The sequence below is a fragment of the Flavobacterium zepuense genome, from assembly GCF_007097145.1.
Taxonomy (GTDB): domain Bacteria; phylum Bacteroidota; class Bacteroidia; order Flavobacteriales; family Flavobacteriaceae; genus Flavobacterium; species Flavobacterium zepuense.
The window spans coordinates 25,044-49,536 of sequence record NZ_VJVZ01000016.1; the positions used below are offsets into that span (position 1 = coordinate 25,044).

General features: G+C 45.9%; 23 protein-coding genes, 1 tRNA gene and 1 pseudogene. 19 read left to right on the top strand and 6 right to left on the bottom strand.

Annotation, left to right across the window (positions count from 1 at the left end):
• Window positions 1–69: 69 nt before the first annotated feature.
• The 3 genes from FMM05_RS19375 to FMM05_RS19385 all read right to left on the bottom strand — a co-directional run bounded on the left by FMM05_RS19375 (window position 70) and on the right by FMM05_RS19385 (window position 1,319).
• Complete coding sequence (locus FMM05_RS19375) at window positions 70–369, bottom strand: hypothetical protein (protein ID WP_143375080.1); 300 nt, start codon at window positions 367–369, stop codon at window positions 70–72.
• 229 nt (window positions 370–598) lie between these two features.
• Window positions 599–877 carry a hypothetical protein gene (locus FMM05_RS19380; protein ID WP_143375081.1) on the bottom strand — a complete coding sequence of 93 codons (279 nt, stop codon included), beginning with the start codon at window positions 875–877 and terminating at the stop codon, window positions 599–601.
• A 214-nt stretch (window positions 878–1,091) separates the two neighbouring features.
• On the bottom strand, window positions 1,092–1,319 hold the full coding sequence (locus tag FMM05_RS19385; RefSeq protein ID WP_143375082.1) for a hypothetical protein: 228 nt from the start codon (window positions 1,317–1,319) through the stop codon (window positions 1,092–1,094).
• A 291-nt stretch (window positions 1,320–1,610) separates the two neighbouring features.
• Between FMM05_RS19385 and FMM05_RS19390 the strand changes: the two genes are divergently transcribed.
• The 19 genes and pseudogenes from FMM05_RS19390 to FMM05_RS21315 all read left to right on the top strand — a co-directional run.
• A complete protein-coding gene (locus FMM05_RS19390; RefSeq protein ID WP_143375083.1) occupies window positions 1,611–2,081 on the top strand; it encodes a hypothetical protein in 471 nt (156 codons plus the stop codon).
• Between the two features lie 195 nt (window positions 2,082–2,276).
• The gene (locus FMM05_RS19395) at window positions 2,277–2,567 is read left to right on the top strand and encodes a DUF4134 domain-containing protein (RefSeq protein WP_143375119.1); all 291 of its coding nucleotides are present in this window, start codon (window positions 2,277–2,279) and stop codon (window positions 2,565–2,567) included.
• 11 nt (window positions 2,568–2,578) lie between these two features.
• Complete coding sequence (locus FMM05_RS19400; protein WP_143375084.1) at window positions 2,579–3,016, top strand: DUF1896 family protein; 438 nt, start codon at window positions 2,579–2,581, stop codon at window positions 3,014–3,016.
• Between the two features lie 26 nt (window positions 3,017–3,042).
• Complete coding sequence (locus tag FMM05_RS19405; RefSeq protein ID WP_143375085.1) at window positions 3,043–8,586, top strand: helicase-related protein; 5,544 nt, start codon at window positions 3,043–3,045, stop codon at window positions 8,584–8,586.
• A 19-nt stretch (window positions 8,587–8,605) separates the two neighbouring features.
• The gene (locus FMM05_RS19410; protein ID WP_143375086.1) at window positions 8,606–8,932 is read left to right on the top strand and encodes a DUF4133 domain-containing protein; all 327 of its coding nucleotides are present in this window, start codon (window positions 8,606–8,608) and stop codon (window positions 8,930–8,932) included.
• Between the two features lie 22 nt (window positions 8,933–8,954).
• A complete protein-coding gene (locus tag FMM05_RS19415; protein ID WP_143375087.1) occupies window positions 8,955–11,423 on the top strand; it encodes a TraG family conjugative transposon ATPase in 2,469 nt (822 codons plus the stop codon).
• A 9-nt stretch (window positions 11,424–11,432) separates the two neighbouring features.
• Window positions 11,433–11,822 (top strand): hypothetical protein, encoded by a 390-nt coding sequence (locus FMM05_RS19420; RefSeq protein WP_143375088.1) that lies wholly within the window; start codon window positions 11,433–11,435, stop codon window positions 11,820–11,822.
• Window positions 11,823–11,829: 7 nt separating this feature from the next.
• Complete coding sequence (locus FMM05_RS19425) at window positions 11,830–12,510, top strand: conjugal transfer protein TraI (RefSeq protein ID WP_143375089.1); 681 nt, start codon at window positions 11,830–11,832, stop codon at window positions 12,508–12,510.
• An 11-nt stretch (window positions 12,511–12,521) separates the two neighbouring features.
• Window positions 12,522–12,959 (top strand): hypothetical protein, encoded by a 438-nt coding sequence (locus FMM05_RS19430; RefSeq protein WP_143375090.1) that lies wholly within the window; start codon window positions 12,522–12,524, stop codon window positions 12,957–12,959.
• Window positions 12,956–13,609, top strand: coding sequence for a hypothetical protein (locus tag FMM05_RS19435; protein WP_235894435.1), 654 nt, complete (start codon window positions 12,956–12,958; stop codon window positions 13,607–13,609). The genes FMM05_RS19430 and FMM05_RS19435 overlap by 4 nt, the downstream gene beginning before the upstream one ends.
• A complete protein-coding gene (locus tag FMM05_RS19440) occupies window positions 13,606–14,244 on the top strand; it encodes a TerB family tellurite resistance protein (RefSeq protein WP_143375091.1) in 639 nt (212 codons plus the stop codon). Before FMM05_RS19435 ends, FMM05_RS19440 begins: the two co-directional genes overlap by 4 nt.
• Window positions 14,245–14,255: 11 nt before the next feature.
• Window positions 14,256–15,437, top strand: a complete 1,182-nt coding sequence (traJ, locus tag FMM05_RS19445) for a conjugative transposon protein TraJ (protein WP_143375092.1) — start codon at window positions 14,256–14,258, stop codon at window positions 15,435–15,437.
• Between the two features lie 26 nt (window positions 15,438–15,463).
• The gene (gene traK / locus FMM05_RS19450) at window positions 15,464–16,072 is read left to right on the top strand and encodes a conjugative transposon protein TraK (protein ID WP_235894436.1); all 609 of its coding nucleotides are present in this window, start codon (window positions 15,464–15,466) and stop codon (window positions 16,070–16,072) included.
• A gap of 10 nt (window positions 16,073–16,082) precedes the next feature.
• On the top strand, window positions 16,083–16,589 hold the full coding sequence (locus FMM05_RS19455) for a hypothetical protein (protein ID WP_143375094.1): 507 nt from the start codon (window positions 16,083–16,085) through the stop codon (window positions 16,587–16,589).
• Window positions 16,590–16,618: 29 nt separating this feature from the next.
• Window positions 16,619–17,845 carry a conjugative transposon protein TraM gene (gene traM, locus FMM05_RS19460; protein ID WP_235894437.1) on the top strand — a complete coding sequence of 409 codons (1,227 nt, stop codon included), beginning with the start codon at window positions 16,619–16,621 and terminating at the stop codon, window positions 17,843–17,845.
• A gap of 20 nt (window positions 17,846–17,865) precedes the next feature.
• Entirely contained in the window at window positions 17,866–18,699 is an 834-nt protein-coding gene (gene traN / locus FMM05_RS19465; RefSeq protein WP_143375096.1) for a conjugative transposon protein TraN, read from the top strand.
• A gap of 10 nt (window positions 18,700–18,709) precedes the next feature.
• Window positions 18,710–19,855 (top strand): hypothetical protein, encoded by a 1,146-nt coding sequence (locus tag FMM05_RS19470; protein WP_143375097.1) that lies wholly within the window; start codon window positions 18,710–18,712, stop codon window positions 19,853–19,855.
• Between the two features lie 3 nt (window positions 19,856–19,858).
• Window positions 19,859–20,143, top strand: a complete 285-nt coding sequence (locus FMM05_RS19475) for a hypothetical protein (RefSeq protein ID WP_143374988.1) — start codon at window positions 19,859–19,861, stop codon at window positions 20,141–20,143.
• 220 nt (window positions 20,144–20,363) lie between these two features.
• Window positions 20,364–21,152 (top strand): annotated as a pseudogene (locus FMM05_RS21315) (recombinase family protein); the annotation flags it as partial.
• 725 nt (window positions 21,153–21,877) lie between these two features.
• Here FMM05_RS21315 and FMM05_RS19485 read toward each other — a convergent pair.
• From FMM05_RS19485 to FMM05_RS19495, 3 genes are all read right to left on the bottom strand, one after another.
• A tRNA-Asp gene (locus tag FMM05_RS19485) sits at window positions 21,878–21,951 on the bottom strand.
• Between the two features lie 624 nt (window positions 21,952–22,575).
• Window positions 22,576–23,553 (bottom strand): aldo/keto reductase, encoded by a 978-nt coding sequence (locus FMM05_RS19490; protein ID WP_143375098.1) that lies wholly within the window; start codon window positions 23,551–23,553, stop codon window positions 22,576–22,578.
• Window positions 23,554–23,591: 38 nt separating this feature from the next.
• Window positions 23,592–24,437, bottom strand: coding sequence for an aldo/keto reductase (locus tag FMM05_RS19495; protein WP_143375099.1), 846 nt, complete (start codon window positions 24,435–24,437; stop codon window positions 23,592–23,594).
• Window positions 24,438–24,493 lie beyond the last annotated feature (56 nt).

A 24,493-nucleotide genomic window follows, 5' to 3' on the forward strand; every position in this document is an offset into this window, starting at 1 on the left:
AAGGAAAATAATGCCACATTTGCACTTTCCGATGAGAATGGATGGATCTTGCAGACAAAGCGCTAATGCCTATAAATTTTGCTTTGGAGGGATCTTATGGGTAATAATAGGATAATTGGGATAAGTATAGGAAGAATTTTCACAGAATAAGATGCCTTCGGCAGTGAGCTTTGCAAGCGGGTTATAGTCAGGGCCTTTCAGTTCAACAAAGTTCTCGGATTCCAGTTGTCTAACCACCATTAATAAATCATTATTTCCCTTTGTAAAGATATGTGCGCTCACAAGCACTTTGGTCAGAGAACAAAATTCCTCCCGGTGGAACTCATACAGTTCCTTTAGTATCAGGTCTGCTATCGTTAAACGCTCCACCGATGAATAATTTTACGGTTAACCACAAAAGTAGATAAATAGAGCTTTGGCAATTAAAAATGAGCCATGAAATACCAAAGGCAAAATGGTATTTGGCATATTAATAACGAAGTTGGGTAATAATAATGTGATAATGATACTCCCTGTACCATGGAAAAGGCTGGCTAGTTTTAAGCCAGCCTTTTTTTATTAAAAACACCGTGCCATTGGTTAATCGCACTAGGACGCTCTATTCTTCTTCCATTTTCCAGTTTCTCCTTACAAAGTATAGTAGGTCTTTTTTATTATTAATACTATCAACTGTCACATGATGGAGCAACCGTTCAATCCGATGTAAATTACCATCCGTAGCTTCAAATTTGTATTTATCAATAATATACAAGCAGAATGAAAGCACTTCATACCTATTCTGCTTGTTGACCGTAAGCGCATCTTTCTTAAATTCGGGATTTTCCTCTCCCAAATCATAACCAGAATAGCGTAGGTTATTTATAGCAAAGTCTCCCATTACTATTATTATTATTATTTGAAATTTTACTGTTGTGAATTCCGCTTTGTAAATATACACACGACAGTTAAACAGGCTTAGATTTTAGTAATAAACAGATGTTAAATTTTTGCAGGTGGTATTTACTAAATAGCGTATCCAGCGCCTCGCTCTGTTTTTTCTTTGTTAGGCCATTGTAAAATACTACGAGCAAAAATAGTCGAAAGTTTTTTTCTTACTTATCCGGCAGGTACTTCTCTAAATGTATTCCGTGTTTAAACGGCAAATGGCCTGTTATCATGAGTGTAATAGGATCATAGAGGATCTCGACATAAAAATTATCCAGGGCATATAAATGGTATATATACTTGCTACTACTATATAATGCAATGTGCACCCCTTTGTCAAAAACTATTTGGTAGCGGCTTTCTTCATCCAATATCAGAAATTCATATATTTTCATAAATAGGCGGCTCTATCGTAGGGTAGTGTAAAAGTAGCCAACAAAGAATAGCCGATTGCATCCGTTGAAGGATTTTTTTCAACTAAACTTCATATTTTTCATACCCATATAATTTTTTTTGCCCTTCAAACCCCCTGATTTTACTCGGGTTACAAGGGTTACAAAAGGGTTACAATAAAAAGTTGTAATTGCCCCGCTTTCCCTTACGCCCTTACTTTGCTCTCAGAAATCAGTTAAACAACCCGCTCTTAATGAATGGGTTGATTGTGAAACGATAAAAAATGAGCGCATATGTTTACCAACATTTCTTGGTCAGAGTACCTCGGTGGTGCAGCCATAGTATCAGGGATCTATTACTGCTTTGTCGGGATCAGGTATTATACCGGTGACCTTAAAAACCTGTTGTCAGGCAAAGTCAAAAAACAGGTTCAACCGGTATTCCCTACCGGCCATGCAACAATGATGGAACAGGAAAGAACCACGACCAGCCAATCGTATGAAAAGGCTGATGACGACGATGAATTTGCAGAGGTAGAGCACCTGATCGGCAGGCTCAATACCATCATCGCCGATGCCCCTAAAAGAAATGCTGATAAGCAGGAATTTAAAAAGTACCTGCATCTGGTTTTGGCTGAATACCCCAATGTCAGAAAATCACCATTACGCTCTTCGGTCAATGAACTGATCGTATCGGAGTGTGAAAAATATGGCGCTGTTACCCTCACAGAAAATGAGGTGGACCTATTGTGGGACGCAGATTAACAGCCCTAAAGCGGAGTGCGCTTCCCTGTCCAGCCCGGTGCGAAAGGCGAATGTGACAAGGATGAGTGGGCCCTGCGACGGCGAAGCCCTCCGCTTTTTTATCCTACCGGAATTCTTTAATACAAACTTTAAAACGTGTGAGTTATGAAATCGTGCAACAGGAAAACGAGAAAGTTCGCCCTGAAGGGGGCAGCTATGGCCTTTACCGTCATAGCCATTACCGCCATCACAGGCAGCGCTTTTGCGCAGGATGGCATTGAGGGCATTGAAGAAGCGAACCAAAAGGTGCGCAGTTATTTTGCCGCAGGCACTAACCTTATGTACGCCGTGGGCGCAATCCTTGGTCTGATCGGCGCTGTCAAGGTTTACCAAAAATGGAATGCGGGCGACCAGGATACCGGAAAGGTGGCAGCAGCCTGGTTTGGCAGCTGTATCTTTTTAGTGGTGGTTGCCACAGTGATCCAATCTTTCTTCGGCATCTCTTAAAAAAATCAACTATGCAAAGCCAGCTAAAAGAAAAGTTGTGGGCATACATCGTGCACAACAACCCTGATTTGATGATAACCCTCCAGGAGGATTATTCGGTTACCAAATACCTCGAAGAGAAAATCAGCAATATCCTGCCCATGGCTGAAGCCTTCCTCGCTGAGGGCAAGCCACAGTACGCCATTGAGGAACTGTGCCTGAATGCAATGACCGAAGGATTGAAACCCTCAAAGTTCCTGTACATCCGCTCGGTCATCGAAGAAGAATTCCCGGATGATTTTGAGCGGCTTAAGGAAAATGGCGTGCTGACCCACGAGGTAGTCAACCTCATAGCGGTGTGCAAAGAGGTTTTTGAGGCTTTTGATTTTAAGGAAGAGAACCAGGACAACCGCCATCTGCGGTATGCCGTGATCGCGCAGGTACACGACTACCTGCTATCAAGCCAGTAGAAGAGAGTAAATGAAAATGCAGGGTTATGGCTTATAATGTTTCCCATAAACTAGAAGGTAATATCCGCGCGGTCAAGATCGCCATGAATTACCAAAAAGGCCTGCCGGTATCCGCTGAGGATGTGGGCACCTTGCATGGGTATGCCGGTTTTGGGGGCATTAAAGCCATCCTGTATCCTTATGGCAGCACCGATGACTGGAAGGCGAATGGAGCGACTAAAGAAGATTTGAAGCTGCATACCGAAATGATGCGGCTGCATGACCTTCTAAAAGAGAACTACAGAGCGCAAGAGTACAAAGAGATCATTGCATCGCTCAGGAATAGTGTGCTGACTGCTTTCTATACTCCGGAAGTGGTGCCGAAGGTGGTGTATGAAGTGCTCAAGCAACAAGGCATAGCACCTAAGAGGTTGTATGAACCCTCAGCGGGTTCAGGGGTATTTATTAGTGAGGCGGTAAAGGCATTCCCAAATGTAGAGCAAATCACTGCCGTCGAGAAAGATAAACTCACCGGACTGGTGCTCTCGGCAGTCAACAGTAAATTGCCAGTGCCTGCCACTACCCAAATTTCAGGCTTCGAGGAGGCTCCTGTGAAAGACAACGGTACTCACGATCTTGTCGTAAGCAACATCCCGTTTGGAAACTTTTCTGTATTTGACCCGGCGTACCCTGACAAAGACCTCTCAGGTAAGATCCACAATTATTTTTTTGCCAAGGGGTTGGACAAGCTGGCCGATGGCGGGCTCTTGGCATACCTGACCACAGACGCTTTTTTAAACAGCCCTTCCAACCAGGGGGCAAGGCAATACCTTTTTGAAAGGGCAGATTTTGTAGGTATGGCGGTAATGCCCGATAACCTAATGAAGGAAACAGGGAATACGGAAGCGCCCAGCCATTTATTGATCGTTCAAAAAAATAGCGGTAAAGAGAAATTAAGCTGGGAAGAAGACTTCCTGAACACTGTTGAGGAACGTGAAAATGAATTTGGCCGCTATCCTAAGAATTATTTTATCGCTATAAGCGAGCACGACGTCGTTATCGGCAACAGGCAAATGGCGGGTACTAACCAGTATGGGCGTGCTACAGAAGTGATATGGCAGGATGGCCCAATGGAAGGTATTGCCGCTGTTTTAAAGGCAAGCCTTGATAATCAGTTCCAAAACCGTTTCAACAAGGAACGGTTCTTACTGGCGCAGGGCTATAAACCGGAATTGCCAAAGGAGGAAATTAAAAAGCTGACCTACCTGCCGATGCCGGAGAGCAAATCGCCTACGGAGTCGGTACAACTGGGGCTGTTTGATACAGCGCCTGCGGAAAGCATTAACAGGGCACTGGCCTATGTGAACCCGATGGATGAAGGGGTTGTACAGAAAAACACCGCCCGCATTATCAGTACCATAAGGACAACGGATAATCCCTTGCATGAGAACGTGGTGCTCTTAACGGCAAAGCAGCAAAAGACCAATCGTTTCCTGTACAAGCTCTATTCCAATGTAAGAGAGATCGATGGCCTTTCAGCCGATTGGATGGATGCAAGGCTGCTCGGCCACGAGCTTAGCATACTTTCAAGCCGGTTACGAAATTTCGGACATACCTACAGGTATGATGGCGACCGCACACTGGAGGGCATGTTCAGCCTGGAACGTAAGGAGATCACCCCTTTTGAAGCACTAAAACCTTTTTACAAAGAAGGCACCCTGGTGCTGCACTTAGGGCAGGTTGGTACGATCAAAGAACCTGATGCAGAATTTAAGCAGGCAGTATTCCAGCCGCTTAGCCTGCCGGGCAATACTGTTTTCTATGAGCGGTATACCACCTTGCGCGACAGTTACCTTGAACTTTCCGCCAGGGAAATAAGTGGTGAGGCTATTCCGGCGAACGACCGCGCGTCGCTGAGCGCCTTGTATGATGAATTTACGGCGCGTTATGGACTGCTTAACCTTGCCGCTAACCGAAAGCGCATATTGGAAGATACCGCCTTTGGGCTTGTGACGCTATCCTCATTGGAGCGCAAAGAAGGGGAACGTTTTGTCAAATCGGATATCCTTACCGGTTCTGTTCAAAAGGCCAAGGAACGCTTTGTAACGGAAGACCCTGTAGAAGCGCTGGCGCATAGCCTAAACGATACAGGCAAAGTGGACCTTGATTTCATACAGGCTGCTATGGGAATCAGCGAGGCTGAGGCGATCAACAGGCTTGGGAACCACATTTATCTCAGTGCTGCAAATGATTCGTGGGAGACGGAAGATAAATACCTGAGTGGAAATGTGGTGGAGAAACTTGAGCAGGCAAAAATTAAATCGGAGGCTGAGCCCTCGAACCCGCAGTACGAGCGAAGCATGCAGGCACTGGAAAAAGTACAGCCGGAGCGAATCCCTTTTGAATTACTCGATTTTAATCTTGGGGAGCGCTGGATACCCACTGATTACTACCAGCGGTTTGCAACTGAACTTTTTGAGCAGGACACCTCCATTAACTACTTCCCGTCGCTGGATACTTTCAAAGTAACGACTGGGCATAATACTAAAGTAGACAGGGAATTCTCAGTCACTCCTAAGAACGGGCGTATTACCTATGGCTATACCATACTGGAACATGCCCTGGAAAACACGACTCCCTTCTTTACCTATGAGGTGTCTCTTGCTGGTGGGAAAACGGCCCGTTTGCCTGATAATGATGCCATCCAATTGGCACACCAAAAAATCGAACAGATCCGCGATGGCTTTGTGAACTGGCTGAAAGAACTGCCGGCAGACGAAAAGAAGCACATTGAGAATCTTTACAATGACACGTTCAATTGTTATGTGCTTCGGGAATATGACGGCAGCCACCTGAATTTTCCGGGGTTGGACAAAAAAGCCCTCGGTATTGATGATCTCTACAGCTCTCAAAAGAATGCGGCGTGGCGTATTATCCAGAATCGTGGGGCACTCGTTGACCATGAAGTAGGGCTTGGAAAAACCCTCACAATGATTGTAGCTGCGCAGGAGATGAAAAGGCTGAAGACCATCCATAAGCCGATGATCATTGCCTTAAAGGCCAACGTAGACCAAATTGCTGAAACGTATCGCAAAGCTTATCCGGCGGCTAAGATACTGGCTCCGGGCCAAAATGATTTTACGCCTTCAGAGCGCGTCCGGTTATTGCATGAGATCAAAAATAATAACTGGGATTGTATCATCCTGACCCATGACCAGTTCGGTAAGATACCGCAGTCACCGGAGGTACAAAAGTCGATACTACAAAGCGAGTTGGAAAACATTGACCTTGACCTGGATACCTTAAAAGATCTTGGCGGGGATATCTCCAAAAAAATGCTGAAAGGGCTTGAAATACGAAAGAACAACCTGGAAGGCAAATTAAAAGGGCTGTTAAAAGATATTGAGGAAAAAAAAGATACAGGCATCAACTTTAAAGATATGGGCATCGACCACCTGTTCGTGGATGAGAGCCATAAATTTAAGAACCTGACCTTTACCACAAGGCATAACCGTGTAGCGGGATTGGGCAATATGGAAGGAAGCCAAAAGGCGCTGAACATGCTTTTTGCCGTTCGGACCTTACAGGAAAAATTCGATGCTGACCTGTGTGTTACCTTTTTATCGGGCACACCCATATCCAACAGCCTGACGGAAATGTACCTGATCTTCAAGTACCAAAGGCCAAGGGAACTGGCACGCCAGAAGATTGAAAACTTTGATGCCTGGGCAGCGGTGTTCGCTAAAAAAACGACGGATTTTGAGTTCAGCGTATCCAATGAGATTGTAGCCAAAGAACGGTTCCGACATTTTATTAAAGTACCGGAACTGGCAATGTTCTATAATGAGATCACCGATTATAAGACCGCCAAGCACATTAACCTTGACAAGCCTGAATTGCAGGAAACACTGGTAAATATAAAACCGAGTGAGCAGCAGCAGGAGTTTATCAAAAACCTGATGGCTTTTGCCAAAACGGGTAATGCAGAATTAATTGGCCGCGCGAAGCTGACACCAAAAGAAGACTTAGGGCGAATGCTCATCGCTACCAACTATGCTAAGAAAATGGCGGCTGACCTTAGGCTTATTGATGAGCGCAGGTACGGCGACCATCCCGATAATAAGGTCAACACAGCGGCCAGGAACATTGCCCGGATTTTTGAGGAAAGCACAAAGCATAAGGGAACGCAGATAGTCTTTTCGGATATCGGTACACCAAAGCCTGCGGGCTTTAATATGTATGATGCCCTGAAGGAAAAACTGGTACGGGACTTTAATATTCCGGCTAATCAGATCACCTACATCCATGACTGGACGGACAAGCGCAAGCCGGAGCTCTTTAGAAAGATGAACCGGGGTGAGATCCGTATCCTCTTGGGCAGTACGGAAAAAGCAGGAACCGGCCTTAATGTGCAGGAGCGTGTGGTTGCGATGCACCACCTGGATATCCCATGGCGGCCTTCCGACCTTGGGCAGCGCAACGGGCGCGGCGGCAGGCAGGGCAACAAAGTGGCAAAGGAACACTATGATAACAAGGTGCAGAATTTCATCTACGCCACCGAACAGTCACTTGACAATTACAAGTTCAACCTGCTCAAAAACAAGGAAACCTTCATCGCGCAGATGAAAAACTGTGAACTGAATGTACGTACCATAGACGAGGGTTCCATTGATGAGAAGAGCGGCATGAACTTCTCTGAATACATCGCCATCCTCTCAGGGGATACTTCGCTTTTAGAGAAAAGCAAGCTGGAGAAAAAGGTTGCCGTTATGGAGAGCCTTAAAACAGTACACTTCCGTGAGGTAAGCCGCAATCGCTACGGGCTGGAGAACATGCAGAATGAGCGGCATAGCACGAGCGCCACATTGGAAAAGCTGACGGGCGATGCTGAAGTTTATAGAAGCAGGCTTCAGTTTACGGATGATGGCGCTAAGGCAAATCCTATCCAGCTGAGCGGGCTTAAGAGCGCTGATGCCGAGGTAATCGGCAAGCACATCATCGGCCTTTACAGGGATTGGCTACCACCTGCCGGGGGGCAGGAACAAAAGATCGGTAGCCTGTATGGCTTTGACCTGTATATTAAAAGGAAGCAGGAAACCTATGAAGTAAATGGCAGCTATGAGTACCGCTATTCCAATAGCTTTTTCGCCCAAAGGGAGGCAGAGGGCATCCGGTACACCTTCAATGATGGCCTGCCCAATATTGATAATCCCAAACTGGCAGCCAGGCATTTTTTAAATGCTATTGACCGTGTGGAAAGCCTTAAAGATAAGTACCAAGGGAAATTAAACGAGCTCGACAGGGAAATACCCAAGGTGGAAAAGCTGCTGCAAAAGCCTTTTGCACAGGAAAAAGAACTGGAGCAGATGAAAAGTGAATTGGCGGGGCTGGAAAGGCAGATCAGTATAAAGATACAGGAAAACCAGCTTAAGCAGGCGCAGGAGCATTTGGGTGAAGCGGTAATTGAAAATGATGTGACCATAGTTCAAATCCCAAATGCTACCACTCAGGCGGCAGCCCGTGGCCCGACGGCAGGGGAAGTTTCAGAAAAGCAGGAGCCGGAACGAATCAAAAGCAGGATGCGATTATAAAAACTAAAAAAAGTAAATCATGGCAAACAGTGTCTATCAGATCAACAAAGGGATAAATGCCTCAATAGAATTTAAGGGGCTCAAAGCACAATACATCTGGTATTTGGGCGGTGGTGTAGTAGCCCTTATGATCGTCTTTGCGGCAATGTACCTAATCGGGCTGCCATCCTTTGTCTGCATCGGGATCATCCTTTTAGCCGGGACGGGATTGGTTATGAAGGTGTATGGCATGAGCAATAAGTACGGCGAACACGGCCTGATGAAAGCGCTTGCCCGAAAACAGGTGCCCAAGGTGCTGCGCTCACGCAGCAGGGTCATTTTTATAACGGGTAAGGAACAGAAATAATAACAAGGTAAATAATAGTGAGATGGAAAAATTGCTGGATGAATTATTACCGATCATGGATGTGCAGCACGACTGCATCCTGAGTAAGATGGGCGATGTGACTGTCGTCTTTAAAGCGGACCTGCCCGAGATATTTACGCTCTCGGATCAGGAATATGAAGCCTTTCACCAGGGGTGGGTTAAGGCCATAAAGGTGCTTCCAAAATACAGCGTACTGCACAAGCAGGATTGGTTTTTGGACAGCAGTTACCGCCCCGACTTTACAAAGGACGATACCAGCTTTTTGAGCCGCAGCAGCGAGCGTTTCTTTAATGAGCGCCCATACCTGGCGCACAGCTGCTATATCATGCTAACCAAAAAGCCGGAGAACAGGAAAACAGCAACATCGCTGTTTTCAAGCCTTTTAAAAAGGAGCATCGTGCCGGAAGAAACCCTGAAGCCGCAACCCTTGCAGGACTTTTTGGGTAGCACGGGACAGTTTAAGCGTATTATTGAAGACAGCGGTTTTGTGAAGCTGACACGCTTAACTGAGAATGAGCTAAGGAGCCACAGCCGCAGGCTTGGGCTGATCGAACAGTATTGCTACCTTTCGGAGAAGAACGACAGTTTCCTGATCAATGATATCAGCTTTGACCAGGGGTTGCAGGTTGGCGATAAGCATTGCCAGCTCTACACATTAGCCGATGCGCAGGATTTGCCGTCCTTATGTGGCAGCCGCATCAATTATGATAAGTATTCGACCGATAAGACCAAGTTCAGCGTAGGTTTTGCCAGCACGCTTGGGCAGCTACTGTCCTGCAACCACATCTATAACCAATACATTTTTATAGAAGATGCCCAAAAGACCATCCAAAAGCTGGAAAGCAAACGCCTGCGTTTACAGTCACTCTCGGCCTACAGCCGTGAGAACATGATTGCCCGCGATGCGACCAATGATTTTCTGAACGAGGCCATTGGGCAGCAACGCCTTCCGGTCAAGGCGCATTTTAATGTATTGGTATGGACCAATAATAAAGAAGTGCTAAAAGACCTGAAAAACAAAGTGTCTTCGGCGCTGGCCCAAATGGACGCGGTTGCCAAGCAGGAAACCGTCGGCGCCCCGCAGATCTTCTGGGCGGGCATCCCCGGTAATGCTGCCGACTTCCCGATGAACGACACCTTCGATACGTTTGCTGAACAGGCGACCTGCTTTTTGAATTTAGAAACAGGCTACCGCACCTCGCTCAGCCCTGTGGGCATCCGTATGGGCGACCGGTTGACCGGCAAGCCAGTCCATGTGGATATCAGCGATGAACCTATGACAATGGGCATTTGCACTAACAGGAACAAGTTCATTTTAGGGCCTTCGGGCAGCGGCAAGTCCTTTTTTACAAACCACATGGTACGCAGCTACTATGAGCAAGGGACGCATGTAGTCCTGGTGGATGTCGGTCACAGTTACAAGGGGCTGTGCGATATGGTGCGTGGTTATTATTTTACCTATAGCGAGAAGAACCCTATCCGGTTCAACCCCTTTTTCATCGGTGCGGGCGACAGCCTGGATACCGAAAAGAAGGAAAGCATTAAAACCCTGCTTCTTGCCTTATGGAAAAAGGATGATGAGAATTTTAAGCGCAGTGAATACGTCGCGCTGTCCAATGCCATCAGCGGCTATTATGATCACCTGGGTAGAAATGCTACTGTCTTTGCAGGCTTTGATAGCTTTTATGAGTTCCTGCGGGATGAGTACACCAAAGTCCTTACTGGTGACCGGGTAAAGGAAAAGGATTTTGATATTGATAATTTCCTGTATGTGCTCAGGCCGTATTACAAGGGCGGTGAATTTGATTACCTGCTCAATGCCACCGAGAACCTGAACCTTTTGCAGGAACGCTTCATAGTCTTTGAGCTGGATGAGATAAAGGAGCACCCGATCCTCTTCCCGGTAGTGACCATCATTATCATGGAAGTCTTCATTAACAAGATGCGCAAACTCAAAGGCATCCGTAAAATGATCTTAATTGAAGAGGCCTGGAAAGCGCTGATGAAGGAGGGCTTCGCGGAGTACATAAAATATTTGTTTAAGACCGTAAGGAAATTCTTCGGGGAGGCCATTGTCGTGACCCAGGAAGTGGAAGACATTATTTCCTCTCCGGTGGTAAAGCAGGCCATCATTAATAACAGCGATTGCAAGATCCTGCTGGACCAATCAAAGTACCAAAACAAGTTCGACCAGATACAGGAGCTGCTGGGCCTGACTGATAAGGAAAAAGCCCTGGTGCTTTCGGTCAACAAGGCAAATGACCCCACTAAAAAATACAAGGAAGTATTCATCAGCCTTGGCGGGATGCTCTCGCGGGTGTACCGCACCGAAGTCAGCCTTGAGGAATACATAGCCTACACTACTGAGCAGACCGAAAAAGTAAAGCTTATGGAATATACGGCCCAATTTGGCGGCGACATTCAAAAAGGCATCATGGCAATGGCCGAAGCAGTACGAAGTAAAACCTAAAAATTACAGATGATGAAAGAGCAAAGTTTATGGCGCAAGATCCAAAGCGTTCTGCTGATAGCCAGAGCGTATTCGCGCCAGCACGCCCAGAGCCTCGCAGCGCTGGAAGAAGTGTATATCAAACACTGCCCTAAACAGGATTGCCGGGAAGAGACAACATCCACGTTAAGTATTAGCCGCTTTGGCAGCGTGTTCAAAGTTCATCAAAAGTCCTACCTGTATGAGGAGCTGGTGAAAGAAGAAACATGGATGGCGACTTACGGCTGGCAGTCCAGCGGGCATCTGATTGAAATTGGGGGTGACCGGTACCTTATTTTCGATCCCCTGCACAAGGTAGCCTATCTTGAAGACAGTAGCGATTTGAAAAGCACAACACTCAATTTCTATAACCAAATATAGTACAGCCATGAAAGGATATATAAAAATAGTACTCCTGGCTCTGTGCATCTGGTTGGCGGTGCCAGCGCAGAAGGCACAGGCGCAGATACCGGGGCTTGACCTGATCACGGGGGCGGTAAAAAGGGTTGTAAAGGCAATGGACCTTAAAATACAGCGGATGCAGAACAAGACCATCTGGCTGCAAAATGCGCAGAAGACCTTAGAGAATGCACTCTCAAAGTTGAAGCTTGATGAGATCGCCGACTGGACCGAAAAGCAGAAAGAACAGTACGCCAAATACTACGAGGAGCTGGCAAAGGTAAAAGCCATCATCAGTTACTACCAGCGCATCCGCGACATTACCCAAAAGCAGATACGCCTGGTCAATGAATATAACAGGGCATGGAACATCCTGAGGCAGGACAGCCATTTTACAAGTCAGGAAATTGATTACATGGCACGAGTTTATACGGGGATATTAGAAGAAAGCATGAAAAATATCGACCAGATAACCCTGGTAGTGGAATCGTTCGCTACTACGATGAGCGATGCCAAGCGCTTAGAGATAATTAACGAGGCCGCCGACCGTGTGGATGAGAACTACAGCGACCTTACCCTCTTTAACAGCCAGAATGCAATACTGAGCTTGCAACGCTCGAAAGATGCCAGTGAAGCCCAGGTAGTAAAGAAGATTTACGGTTTACCCTAAAGCAAATAGTTATGGCAGCATTTACAGCTCATGATCTTGCTACACTATTTGAAGATAAAGGTTACACCGGGCTCACGCAGTTCTATTCTCCCTCATTTGAGTTCACCGATAGCCTTAAGGCCGGTTTGGAGCGGGTTCAAAAGGAATTTGCCGGTCAGGCCAGCCCCAATATGTTCAGTTTGTCTTCCTATCCGGTATGGGAGCAGCAAGGAAGTCCTTACGTATCCAGCTATGTTTCATGCAGCTATAAAGACGAACAATTCAGCATCAGGCTTTTAGACCTCGGTTATAACAGGGGCACCTATAATGGGGAACTATCCCGACAACTGCTAAAGGCACCTGCGGCCGAAGATATTCCCGATAAACAGCATTTGAGCGAAACGCTCAATAATTTAACGGGAGTTGGTACCGAATTAAAGAGAAGAAACAATAAAAAGCATAAGTTATGAAAGCATTTTTGTTTACATGTATTGCCGTGATGACTCTTGATGTTGCCCACGGCCAAACCTGGAGCGAATGGTTCAGCCAGAACAGTACCCAAAAGAAATACCTGCTGCAACAGATCGCCGCCCTGAAGGTATATACGGAATATGCCCAAAAGGGCTACAAGATCGCCAAAGAAGGCCTTACTACCATTGGCGATTTCACGGGCGGTGAGTTTAACCTGCACGGGGTGTTTATTAATTCACTTAAAATTGTCAACCCCGAGGTAAGGAACTATGCGAAAGTCGCCGATATCATCGCCCTACAGGTAAAGATCGTTCAGGACTATAACAGGACACGCAGCTCGCTAACGGCGAGCGATACCTTTCATGGCGATGAACTGGATTACATTAACCGCGCCTTTGGCAGGATGCTCGATGACAGCGAAGCCGTCCTTGATGAGCTTATCGCGGTCACAACCGACAATCAATTGGAGATGAAGGACGATGAGCGCATGGCACGTATTGATGCCCTCTACCTGGCGATGCAAGATAACTACCGATTCTGCAAGGGCTTTGGGAATGAGGCAAAAGCAATGGCGGTAGCAAGGATGAGGGAAAAGAACGATGCTTTAACCGGCCGCGCAATCCAAGGTATTCAAAACCCACAGCCATGAAAAAGACACTATTGATCATATTGTTTGCGCTATTGGGAATAGCGCCGATACAAAGGGCATCTGCCCAATCACAGGAGGTACAGCAACTGCTGCTCAATATCGAAAAGCTCACCCAGTTCAAGGCCATCCTTTCCGATATGAAAAAAGGCTACCAGATACTAAGCGGCGGTTACAATACCATTAAAGACATATCACAGGGGAATTTCAGCTTGCATAAAACTTTTCTCGATGGGCTGATGCAGGTAAGCCCAACAGTGAGGAATTACCGCAAGGTAGCAGAGATCATCGACTACCAGGTAACCCTGGTCAGGGAATACCGCTCGGCTTACGACCGCTTCAGGCAGGGAGATACCTTTAACAGTGAGGAAATTGGTTATATCGCCGGTGTCTACGATAACCTTTTTAAAAAAAGCCTTCGTAACCTGGATGAATTGCTGCTGGTTGTCACTGCCGGGCAGGCAAGGATGAGCGACGATGAGCGCCTTGCAGCTATCGACCGCATCCATTTTGAGATGCAGGACAAGTTAATGTTCCTGCGCAGCTTCAATAATAACACTTCGGTGCTGGCACTTGGGCGGGCAAAAGAGCACAACGATGCACTGACGGTTAAAAAACTACATGGTATAAACGAATAAACACCAGCATTATGATACACTTTAAAAAAGCTGCCTTACCGGCAGCAATAGCATTGCTATTGCCTTTTTTAGGGCATGCGCAGACAATGGCAGAGGAGATCGGTGGCATGCACGGGGTACTGGAACAGCTCTATGATGAGATGATCCCCCTTTGCAGCCAGCTCATCTCTACCGGGCAGGGGCTGGCGGGTTTTGCCGCGATGTGGTACATCGCCTCAAGGGTATGGAGGCACCTGGCCAGCGCCGAACCCATTGATTTCTATCCGCTCTTCCGTCCCTTTGTGCTTGGATTCTGTGTTTTGATGTTCCCTTCAGTACTTGGGCTTATCAACGGGGTAATGAAACCGACCGTTACAGCTACGGCAGCTATGGTAGAAGGTTCCAATGAGGCCATTGCCCGTTTACTGGCTGAAAAAGAAGAGGCCATCCAAGAGACCGATACATGGAAAATGTATGTAGGTGCGGACGGTGATGGCGACCGTGACCGCTGGTATAAATACACCCATGACGATGCCGACCCTGCGGGGGAAGGGATACTGGAGGGCATCGGAAACGATGTGCGCTTTGCAATGGCAAAAATGTCGTATAGCTTCCGCAATTCGGTAAAGGAGTGGATGAGCGAGGTCTTGCAGGTACTCTTTCAGGCGGCTGCTCTTTGCGTCGATACCCTGCGAACTTTCCAGCTTATCGTCATGGCAATACTCGGCCCGCTTGTCTTTGGCCTTGCAGTCTTCGATGGCTTTCAGCACACGCTCACGGCATGGCTTGCACGGTACATTAATATCTTCCTGTGGCTACCTGTTGCCAATATCTTCGGAGCCATCATAGGCCGCGTACAGGAAAAAATGCTGGAGATTGACCTCTCACAGATCCAGCAGGAAGGCGATACGTTTTTTAGCCGGACCGATGTGGCCTACCTCATCTTTATGATCATCGGCATTATCGGATATTTTACAGTTCCATCCGTTGCCAATTACATCGTCCACGCAGGCGGTGGCGGTGCCTTGCAGCAAAAGACCACGATGATTTTTAATTCTTCCTCGCAATCTACTGTGCAGAGTGCCAGCACCGCCTCACAAATGGCTGGCGGGGCAGTAATGGATGGTGCCAAGGCGATCTATAACAAAGTATCGGGTAGCAGCCCGGATGCTTCCGATAGCCACATGGGGAGCAAATTAAAAGGCAATTCTTAAAGAAAGGAGAAATCATGTTCACGAAAATGAAAAATATTGACTCGACCGCAAGGCACTTAAAAGCCTTCAGCATTGTGGTTGTAGTAAGCTGCTGTGTGATCTGCTGCTTTGCCCTTTGGAAAAGTTTCAGCCTGGTGGCAGAGATGCAATCCAAGGTCTACATACTGGCTAATGGTAAAGCACTTGAAGCGTATGCCTCTGGCAGGAAAGATAATATACCCGTTGAAGCAAAAGACCACGTTAAGGCGTTCCACCAGCTATTTTTTACCCTCGACCCCGATGATAAGGCAATTGCATCGAGCATTGCAAAAGCACTTTACCTGGCAGATGCCAGTGCCAAGCGGGCGTATGACGACCTGAAGGAGAACGGCTATTATGCCGGGCTGATCTCAGGGAATGTAAACCAGACTATAACGGTGGACAGTGTTTCGGTCGATATCAACGAATACCCTTACAGGTTCAGATGCTACGCCACCCAAAATATTACGCGGCCAACAAGCATCACACAGCGCAGCCTTGTAACCGAAGGTGCGCTGCGTAATGTATCGCGCAGCGATAATAACCCGCATGGCTTTCTGATCGAGCGTTGGAATATCATTGAGAACCGTGACCTGAAAACCACCGCAAGGCATTAACAACACAATAATGAAACTATTTAAAAGTAAAAAAGGGAACACCGATGAACCTTCTAAAGGCATCATTGCAGAAAAGCTTATTACCATCTACAACAAGCTGCAATCGGGCTGGGCCGGGTGGATGTCCCAGCGCACGAGTGCCTTGTCAAAGAGGGATTGGGTGATCTCGCTGGCCTGCTTCGTGCTTTTGATGGGTGGCTACAGCACTTATCTCGTGATAAGCGGCTTTACCAGTACAAGCGCGGTCATCTCTAATAATGTAAGCAACATCCGTAAGCCAGCCTATACAGGCCAGATGGAGGAAACGCAAAATGCAGGCGCTCCGCTATCGGATGCTGAACATGCCCGTATCGTAGGGTTCCGAAAATACATGGACAGCTTACAGGCTGACCCTTCGGGTAAAAAGGTTTACGACAGCATCCTGCAAAAACGCCCAGGCCTTATGGACAGCCTTAGCCAGATTGAAAACTACTATCAACAATTTAAAAATAAACGATCATGGAAAACAAAGAAATAACACCAAAAATGCAGCGTCAGCGCAAATTCATGCTGGCCCTGCCGGTACTTGTGCTGCCATTTTTAACCCTGATTTTCTGGGCGCTTGGTGGTGGAAAGATGGAAGCGGCGGACGCTAAGGCTGCTGTTAAGGCAGGCTTCAACCTGAACCTGCCCGATGCCAACCTGAAAGAGGATAAGGCGATGGACAAGATGAGCTACTATGATATGGCAATGCAGGATTCCACCAAACTCAAAGCACAGGAGAAAATTGACCCGAATTTTAAAAAGATGGAAGGAACTGCGATGGTAGGAAATCCATACGGTGCTGCCGGGCTCAACACATCGCTATCCGGTAATGGCTCGCCCAACGATCCCAATACGGAGAATATCTACCGAAAACTGGAACTGCTCAATAAAGAACTAAATAAACCCGTGGCTTCAGGTGCGGCAAGTTCTGATTATTCCCCTTCGCCAAGGCCAGGCACTTCGGTAGGCACAGCTGATGTAGACCGCCTTGAAAAAATGATGCAGTCCATGAGCCAGCCCGATATGGAAGATCCTGAAATGAAGCAGATAAACGCCATGCTGGAGAAGGTACTGGATGTACAGCACCCCGAGCGTGTGAAGGAACGGCTTAAGGAAAACGCACAATCTCAAAAGACACAGGCCCTTTCCGTGTCGGCAGGTAAGGGCAACGAAGAAGCTTCATTGTTAGATAACACCGTAGCGGTACAGGCATCCATGAACGGTTTCTATTCCCTTGACGACAGCACTGGGGCACAAGTAGCGCAGAATGCGATTCCTGCCGTAGTCCACGAAACGCAAACCCTTGTCAGCGGCTCAATAGTGAAACTGCGCCTGCAAAGTGATATCCATGTAAGTGGAGTGCTGATCCCCAAAGACAGCTTCATATTTGGTACGGCGTCCCTGAGCGGTGAAAGGCTGAGTATTGAGATTACTACCCTTCGTTACGGGAACTCGATATTCCCCGTAGACCTCGCTGTTTTTGATATGGACGGTTTGGACGGCATCCATATTCCCGGTGCCATTACGCGCGATGTGGCTGCGCAGTCAGCCGACCGTAGCGTACAGGGCATTGGCCTGACATCACTTGACCCGACCTGGCAGGCGCAGGCGGCAAGCGCGGGGGTTGAAACCGCAAAAACGCTATTCAGCAAAAAGGTAAAGCTTATCAAAGTCACCGTGAAAGCAGGCTACCAGGTACTGCTACGTGATGGCAAGCAAAAGCAGGCAACCATCGAAGTAACTAAGTAATCATTTAAAAATCCATTTTTATGAAAACGAAAATCAGCATTTTAATAATGGCGCTATCCTTATTTGTTGGCATCATTAGCGCCAGTGCGCAGCAGGCACAACCACAAATAATAACGCCCTATCAATTAGGAATCACGTATTCCAAGACAACCAATATCGTTTTCCCACAGCCCATAATCAGCGTAGACCGTGGCAGCAGGGATGTATTGGCGCAAAAAGCAAAAGGCGTAGAAAATATATTGCAGGTAAAGGCGGCCAGGGACAGCTTCCCGGAAACCAACCTTACGGTGGTAACCGCCGATGGGAAGCTCAATTCATTTATAGTGAACTATAGCAGGCAACCGGCGCAGCTTAATCTTTTCTTAGCAAGCGCGACTTCAGGCAATGACATTTCCCTTTCCCCTGAACATTACAATGCAGCAGAGATACAGAAGTATGCAAAAGCCGCACGCTATTCAAAAGACAAGGGGAAAGTGATACGTGATAGTAAAGCGGGTATTGAATTTAGTGTAGAAGGTTTTTTTATCGGTGGTGATATAATCTATTGCAGGGTAAACATTGAAAACCGTACCAACATTGGCTACGATATTGACCAGTTACGCTTTTTTATACGCGACCAGCAAAAAGCCAAACGTACTGCCACGCAGGAAATTGAAATAACACCGGTGCATATCGAAAATAATTCAGCAACAATTAAAGCACAGTCGCAGCGAACCCTTGTCTTTGCGCTGCCCAAATTCACCATCCCGGATAAAAAGTATCTGGCTGTACAGCTCGTTGAAAAGAATGGAGGCAGGCAACTGGAGGTGCATGTCAAAAACCGGCAACTTATAAAGGCAAGGCTATTACCATAAATACACTCCCATGAAAATAGCGCTTGAAGGTTACAACACGATAATGGAAGGCTTAGCCGAGCTTCATACCGAAGGCTACGCTTACATAGCATACGATCCGGCTTTCCCACTGACAGATGTAAGGGAACTCAATGCATTTGACAACAGTTACGATGCGGTAGAGTACTGCCATGAGATGCGCACCGATGTGGACTTTTTTGAATATGAATCCATTTGGCCGCTGTACCGCGCAATGGAAAACGGTTTGGAGGATAGCAATCTTTCGGATGTACAGGATGGTATGGTTGACCTCTCGGCACTCTTAAAAGCCTATTATAACATCGAATCAGAAACTATTAAACATAAAAATAACATGGATATGAACCAGAAAAATTTGGATTATCTGACCGATCAGATAAAGTACACAGGATTTGGCGAGGGATTCGCTGATGTGTTAAAGGAAAAGATCGCTACCGGCGATAAGGAGTTTAAGATCGACCACAGTGCAAAATTCGGTAATGATACCGTAGAGGCTACACTGAATTTTAGCAAGTCGAAGCAAAGCGACATGTATTTTTTTAATTCCTACAATGCAAGCCTGCAAAAGGAAGGCAGCGCAGAAAAGCTGGAACAAACCTTCTATATCAACAGGGGCAGTAACATCACTTTTAAGGAGGCTTACAACCTTATGGAAGGAAGAGCGGTGCACAAAGAGCTGCAAAATAAAGCGGAAGAAAAGTATAATTCCTGGGTGCAGCTCGACTTCAAACACAGCGACGAAAATGGCAACTTCCGCATCAAGAAATTCAGTGAAAACTATGGCTACGATATGGAAGCTGCGCTCTCCAAACATCCCATCAAAGAACTGCAACGCGATGATTTTAAGGACAGCCTTATGGACAGCCTGAAGAAAGGCAATGTACAGCTGGTAACCTTTCAAGTGGATGGCAAAGAGCAAAAACATTATGTGGAAGCCAATCCGCAGTTCAAAACGGTCAACGTGTACGACAGTGACATGCAGCGATTGGGCAGCCGCGAGGCAAGAGCTCAAAACCAATCGCAGGGCGAAAGCCAGGACAATAAAAAGGCCAACAAAGCAGAGGTTAAAGATGCAGAAGTCGTTGGCGAGGGTGCTAATGCCGAGAAGGCCAGGAAAACAAAAGGTCAGAAAGTTTAAGTCATGGACAGGTCAAAGCCTTTATCGGACTTCTTTACTGCCATCGAAAAAGATGGCCGTATTGGTACAACGCATATCAGCGTTTATGCTGCTTTGCTCAAGTACCGTCTCGATAAAGGCTTTGCCAATCCTATTCAGGTATTCGGGCGGGATATAATGCAGATTGCTAAGATAACATGGCCGAATACATTTTACAGATGCGTTCGTGATCTGAATGACTATGGATATTTAAAATACACTCCTTCCTTTAACCGGAACCAAGGGAGTAGTATTTATTTCCACGAATAAATAATAATCAAACCAAGCGAAAGAATTTAATTGCGACAGGGCCGCACAGGGCTTTTTGTTGCTTAAAAGAACAGGAGGTGGAGAATGGAAAGTGATGTAGAAAATACTGTGAATCAGCCTGTAAACACTGAAAATAATGACTGTAATTATTCCTTATCTGAGATGAAATTGCTAAATTTGATAGCAGAGATAGTAGTTAATTTATCAATTCGAGAGAGTTATGAAAAAGGCGATTAGATACCTTCGATTTAGCGATAGAAAACAGAGCAACGGATCAATCGAAAGGCAAGAATTATATACCGGGCAATGGATAAAAAACAATGAGGTTGAGTTGGTAGATACATTTATTGACAGGGGTTACAGCGCAAAGACATTTGATCGTCCCGATTTTAAAAAGCTTCAGGATTTTATAGCCAAGCATCATAAGAGAGTGGATTACCTTATAGTAGACCAATTAGACCGCTTTAGCAGAAACGCAAGCGAGGCGATGGGATATGTGAAGAAATTACAGCAGACTTATAGTATACAAATTGTAAGCGTAACAGAAGGGATAACCTTTGATTACGATACCCCTGGCAGTTTCTTCCGAGCTGGCCTTCAGCTTTTGTTAGCTGAGGAAGATAATATAAACAGGAGCATTAAAGTAAGGGGCGGCATTTACACGGCTAAAGCGAAAGAGGGTAGGTATATATACAAAAATCCGCCGTTCGGCTATTACAAGATCGGAGAACGCAAGGAAAGGCGTCTGGAGATAAATGACACCGAAGCATCTATCGTGGAATTTATTTTTAATTCTTACCTTAAAGACGTTCCCATTTACCTTATAGCTGAACAGGCAAAAGAGAGAGGATTCAAGAGGTCTGGTAACGTTGCTGTCCAACGCATCTTAAGTTACCCATTGTATGCCGGTATGCAGTATGTAGAGCCTTTTAAAGATTATCCAGGAGGCTTGTTTCCTGCAAGTCATGATCCTATTATTGATTTAGCAACTTGGGAACAAACACAGCGAAAACTTAGAAAGCCTGAAAAGGAGAAAGTGGTAGTGAGTGATGAGATGCCTCTCCGTGGTGTATTGAAGTGCTCTTGCGGGAAGCCTTTAACTGGGGCACCTTCAAGAGGAAAGCTTGGCAGATACTATTATTACTACAAGTGTAATAAGACGACCCATCTTAATTTAAGTGCGGTTAAAGCGCACGATCAGTTACGCCAGGTATTCGGTTTAATGAGTATGCCTGACAAGGCAATAGCAGTAATAAGAAATGGGGCAGACCAGCTTTTCGAGAAAAAGATGGTGGATGATAAAAAATTGTTAGAAGAAAAGAAGAAAGAATTTGCTGCTGAAGAAGCAAAGCTGTTTTCAATCGAAGAGAAATGGATCACAAACAAGATAACTCATGATACTTATGAAAGATGGTTTTCTTCTATAAATAATAATAGAATAAGCCTGAAGGCCTCAATTGAGAGGCTTAGCGGTAATCAGGACAAAACCTATAAAATCCTCCAAAAGAACTTAGATAAGCTTTCCGATCTTGAGTTTGTTTATGAAAAAACCAATACATTGGAGAAACAAGAGCTTGTAAGGCTGGGGTTCGAGCAAAATCTTTACTATCAGGAGGGCATGTATCGAACCCCTACCATGATTGATTTATTATCTCATAACTCACAGATAATGAAGGAGAAAGGGCTGCTTATATATGAAAAAAAGCGGGAGAATTTTTCAATTCCCCCGCTTAGCGGTCTGGACGGGACTCGAACCCGCGACCCCATGCGTGACAGGCATGTATTCTAACCAACTGAACTACCAAACCAGTGCTTTATTGCGGGTGCAAATATACATTGTATTTTTACTTTTGCACTATGTTTTTAAAAAAAAATAACAGCTGTTAAAATTAAAAAAGCCCTCCAAACAAATGGAAAGCTTTTCATTGGTCTAACTACTAAACCAACCACGCCAGGCGTGGCATAAACAACACAACTATCTTAAATATTGTGGCAAAAAAAGCCCCGCTAATGCAGGGCTTTTTTGCTTACTGGCGGACTGGGCGGGGTCACAATCGAACCCTTAATCCCATTTCTAACGTTTTTAGAAAGCTTAAAATTCGCGTAGGAATTTAAGAAACTTAAAAGTCAGAACCTATATTGTAAGCCAACCTTACTTAGGAATGGCATGAATTATTATTTCATAAAGAACTTGCGGCTGCAAATATATGTTATTATTTAATTATACCTAAACTTTTAGTTGTTATTTTAATACGCGATTTTAGGGAAATGATATCATTCCTTCTTTCAGAAGGTTCCCTAACTAGATCAATGCACAACGTATCGAAGTTTCAGGAAGATTTAGAATATAATCGACTTATAACTACATTAAAAACCCCATTCAACTTATGTCGAATGGGGTTTTGATGTAAATAGATTGCAGGATGAGCACCTTAACGCCCAATCGATGACATAGACACCTCTTCATATCGTTCACCCACGGCTGGCGTAAGATTATTCAATTTCTTAAGCTGCGCATCGCTAAGTTCTAACACATCAGCAGCCGCGTTCTCTTCCATACGGTCTACGCGCTTAGTGCCCGGGATCGGGGCTATGTCTTCACCCTGGGCAAGCAACCATGCCAGTGCTATCTGACTTGGTTTAGCGCCTTCCTCAGCGGCTATCGACTCAACCTCTTTCACGATCTGTAAGTTCTTTGCGAAATTTTCGCCAGTGAACCTCGGATTTTTTTTACGCCAGTCATCATCGCCAATCTGATCAAGGGATTTGATCTGTCCTGTGAGGAAGCCGCGACCTAAGGGCGAGTAAGGGACCAACCCGATTCCTAATTCTCGTAACAAGGGCAAAATCTCCGCCTCAGGATCACGGACCCAGAGGGAGTACTCACTTTGCAGCGCTGTAATTGGGTGTATGGCATGTGCACGGCGAATGGTAGCTGCGCCCGCTTCAGACAGCCCTATGTAGCGGATCTTCCCTTCTTTTACCAGATCGGCGAGAGCGCCGATTGTCTCTTCAATAGGCGTACTAGGGTCAACCCGATGCTGATAGTATAGATCGATATGATCCGTTTGCAAACGTCTTAGCGAACCTTCTACGGCAATACGAATGTTTGATGGCTTGCTGTCTATCGCATTCGCACCACTATTGCCATGTGAGATCAGGCCGAATTTAGTGGCGAGAACCACTTGGTCTCTTTTGCCTTTTAGAGCTTTACCTACTAGTTCTTCATTACTATAAGGCCCATATATTTCAGCTGTGTCTATCAATGTAACACCAAGTTCTATTGCCCGGTGAACGGTTTTGATGGATTCTGATTCATTGGCTTCTCCCATGGTATAGTAAGCTGACATACCCATTGCGCCAAGACCAATACGGGCTACTTCGAGCTCTCCGATTTTAACGTGTTTCATATTTTCGTTGTTTGTAGATTAATAATTTCCAGACTAGCTTAAAAGGTCAGTTTGGTCAGCCAGTCTGCTGTCTCTGCATCGCGATGATCAAAAAAGACACTTTTGCCGGTGTCCAGCGTGGCGATAGCATCCATGTCCATTTGGGCCAGTTCAAAATCAAAGATATTGAGATTTTCGATCATTCGTTCTTGGCGTACTGACTTCGGGATCACACCGATACCTTGTTGCACCAACCAGCGCAGGGTAACCTGGGCAACAGACTTGCCATACTTATGACCTATGCCGGTCACTACTTCATTACTGAAGATCTCATTTTTACCTTCTGCAAAGGACGCCCAGGATTGTGTAATAATATTCTTCTTCTTTAGCAATTCGTGCTCCGATGCTCTCTGATAGAAAGGATTAATCTCTATCTGGTTTACTGCCGGAACTACCTCGTTATGTGCGATCAGGTCGACCACGCGATCCGGAAAAAAGTTACTGATGCCAATGGCGCGGATCTTACCTTCTTTGTACAGTTCTTCCATGGCACGCCACGAGCCATAATAATCACCCATCGACTGATGTAAGAGATAAAGGTCCAGGTACTCCAGTTGTAATTCCTTCAGCGACTTTTCGAAAGCTATTTTCGTCTTCTCGTAACCGGCATCCTGTACCCAAAGCTTGGTTGTAATAAATAGTTCTTCCCTGGCTACACCACTTTTTTTGATGGCATTACCCACAGCGGATTCGTTTAGGTAGAGCGCCGCGGTGTCTATTAGACGATAGCCCGCTTTAATAGCGGTCAGCACTGTTTGTTCGCATTCGTTCAGGTCCGGTATCTGGAATACGCCTAATCCTACAAGAGGCATTTCTACGCCGTTGTTTAATTTAATTGTTTGCATGTTGTTTATGTATATGAATAGTTATTTCAGATGAGATATCTTCAGTTAAGTATGAC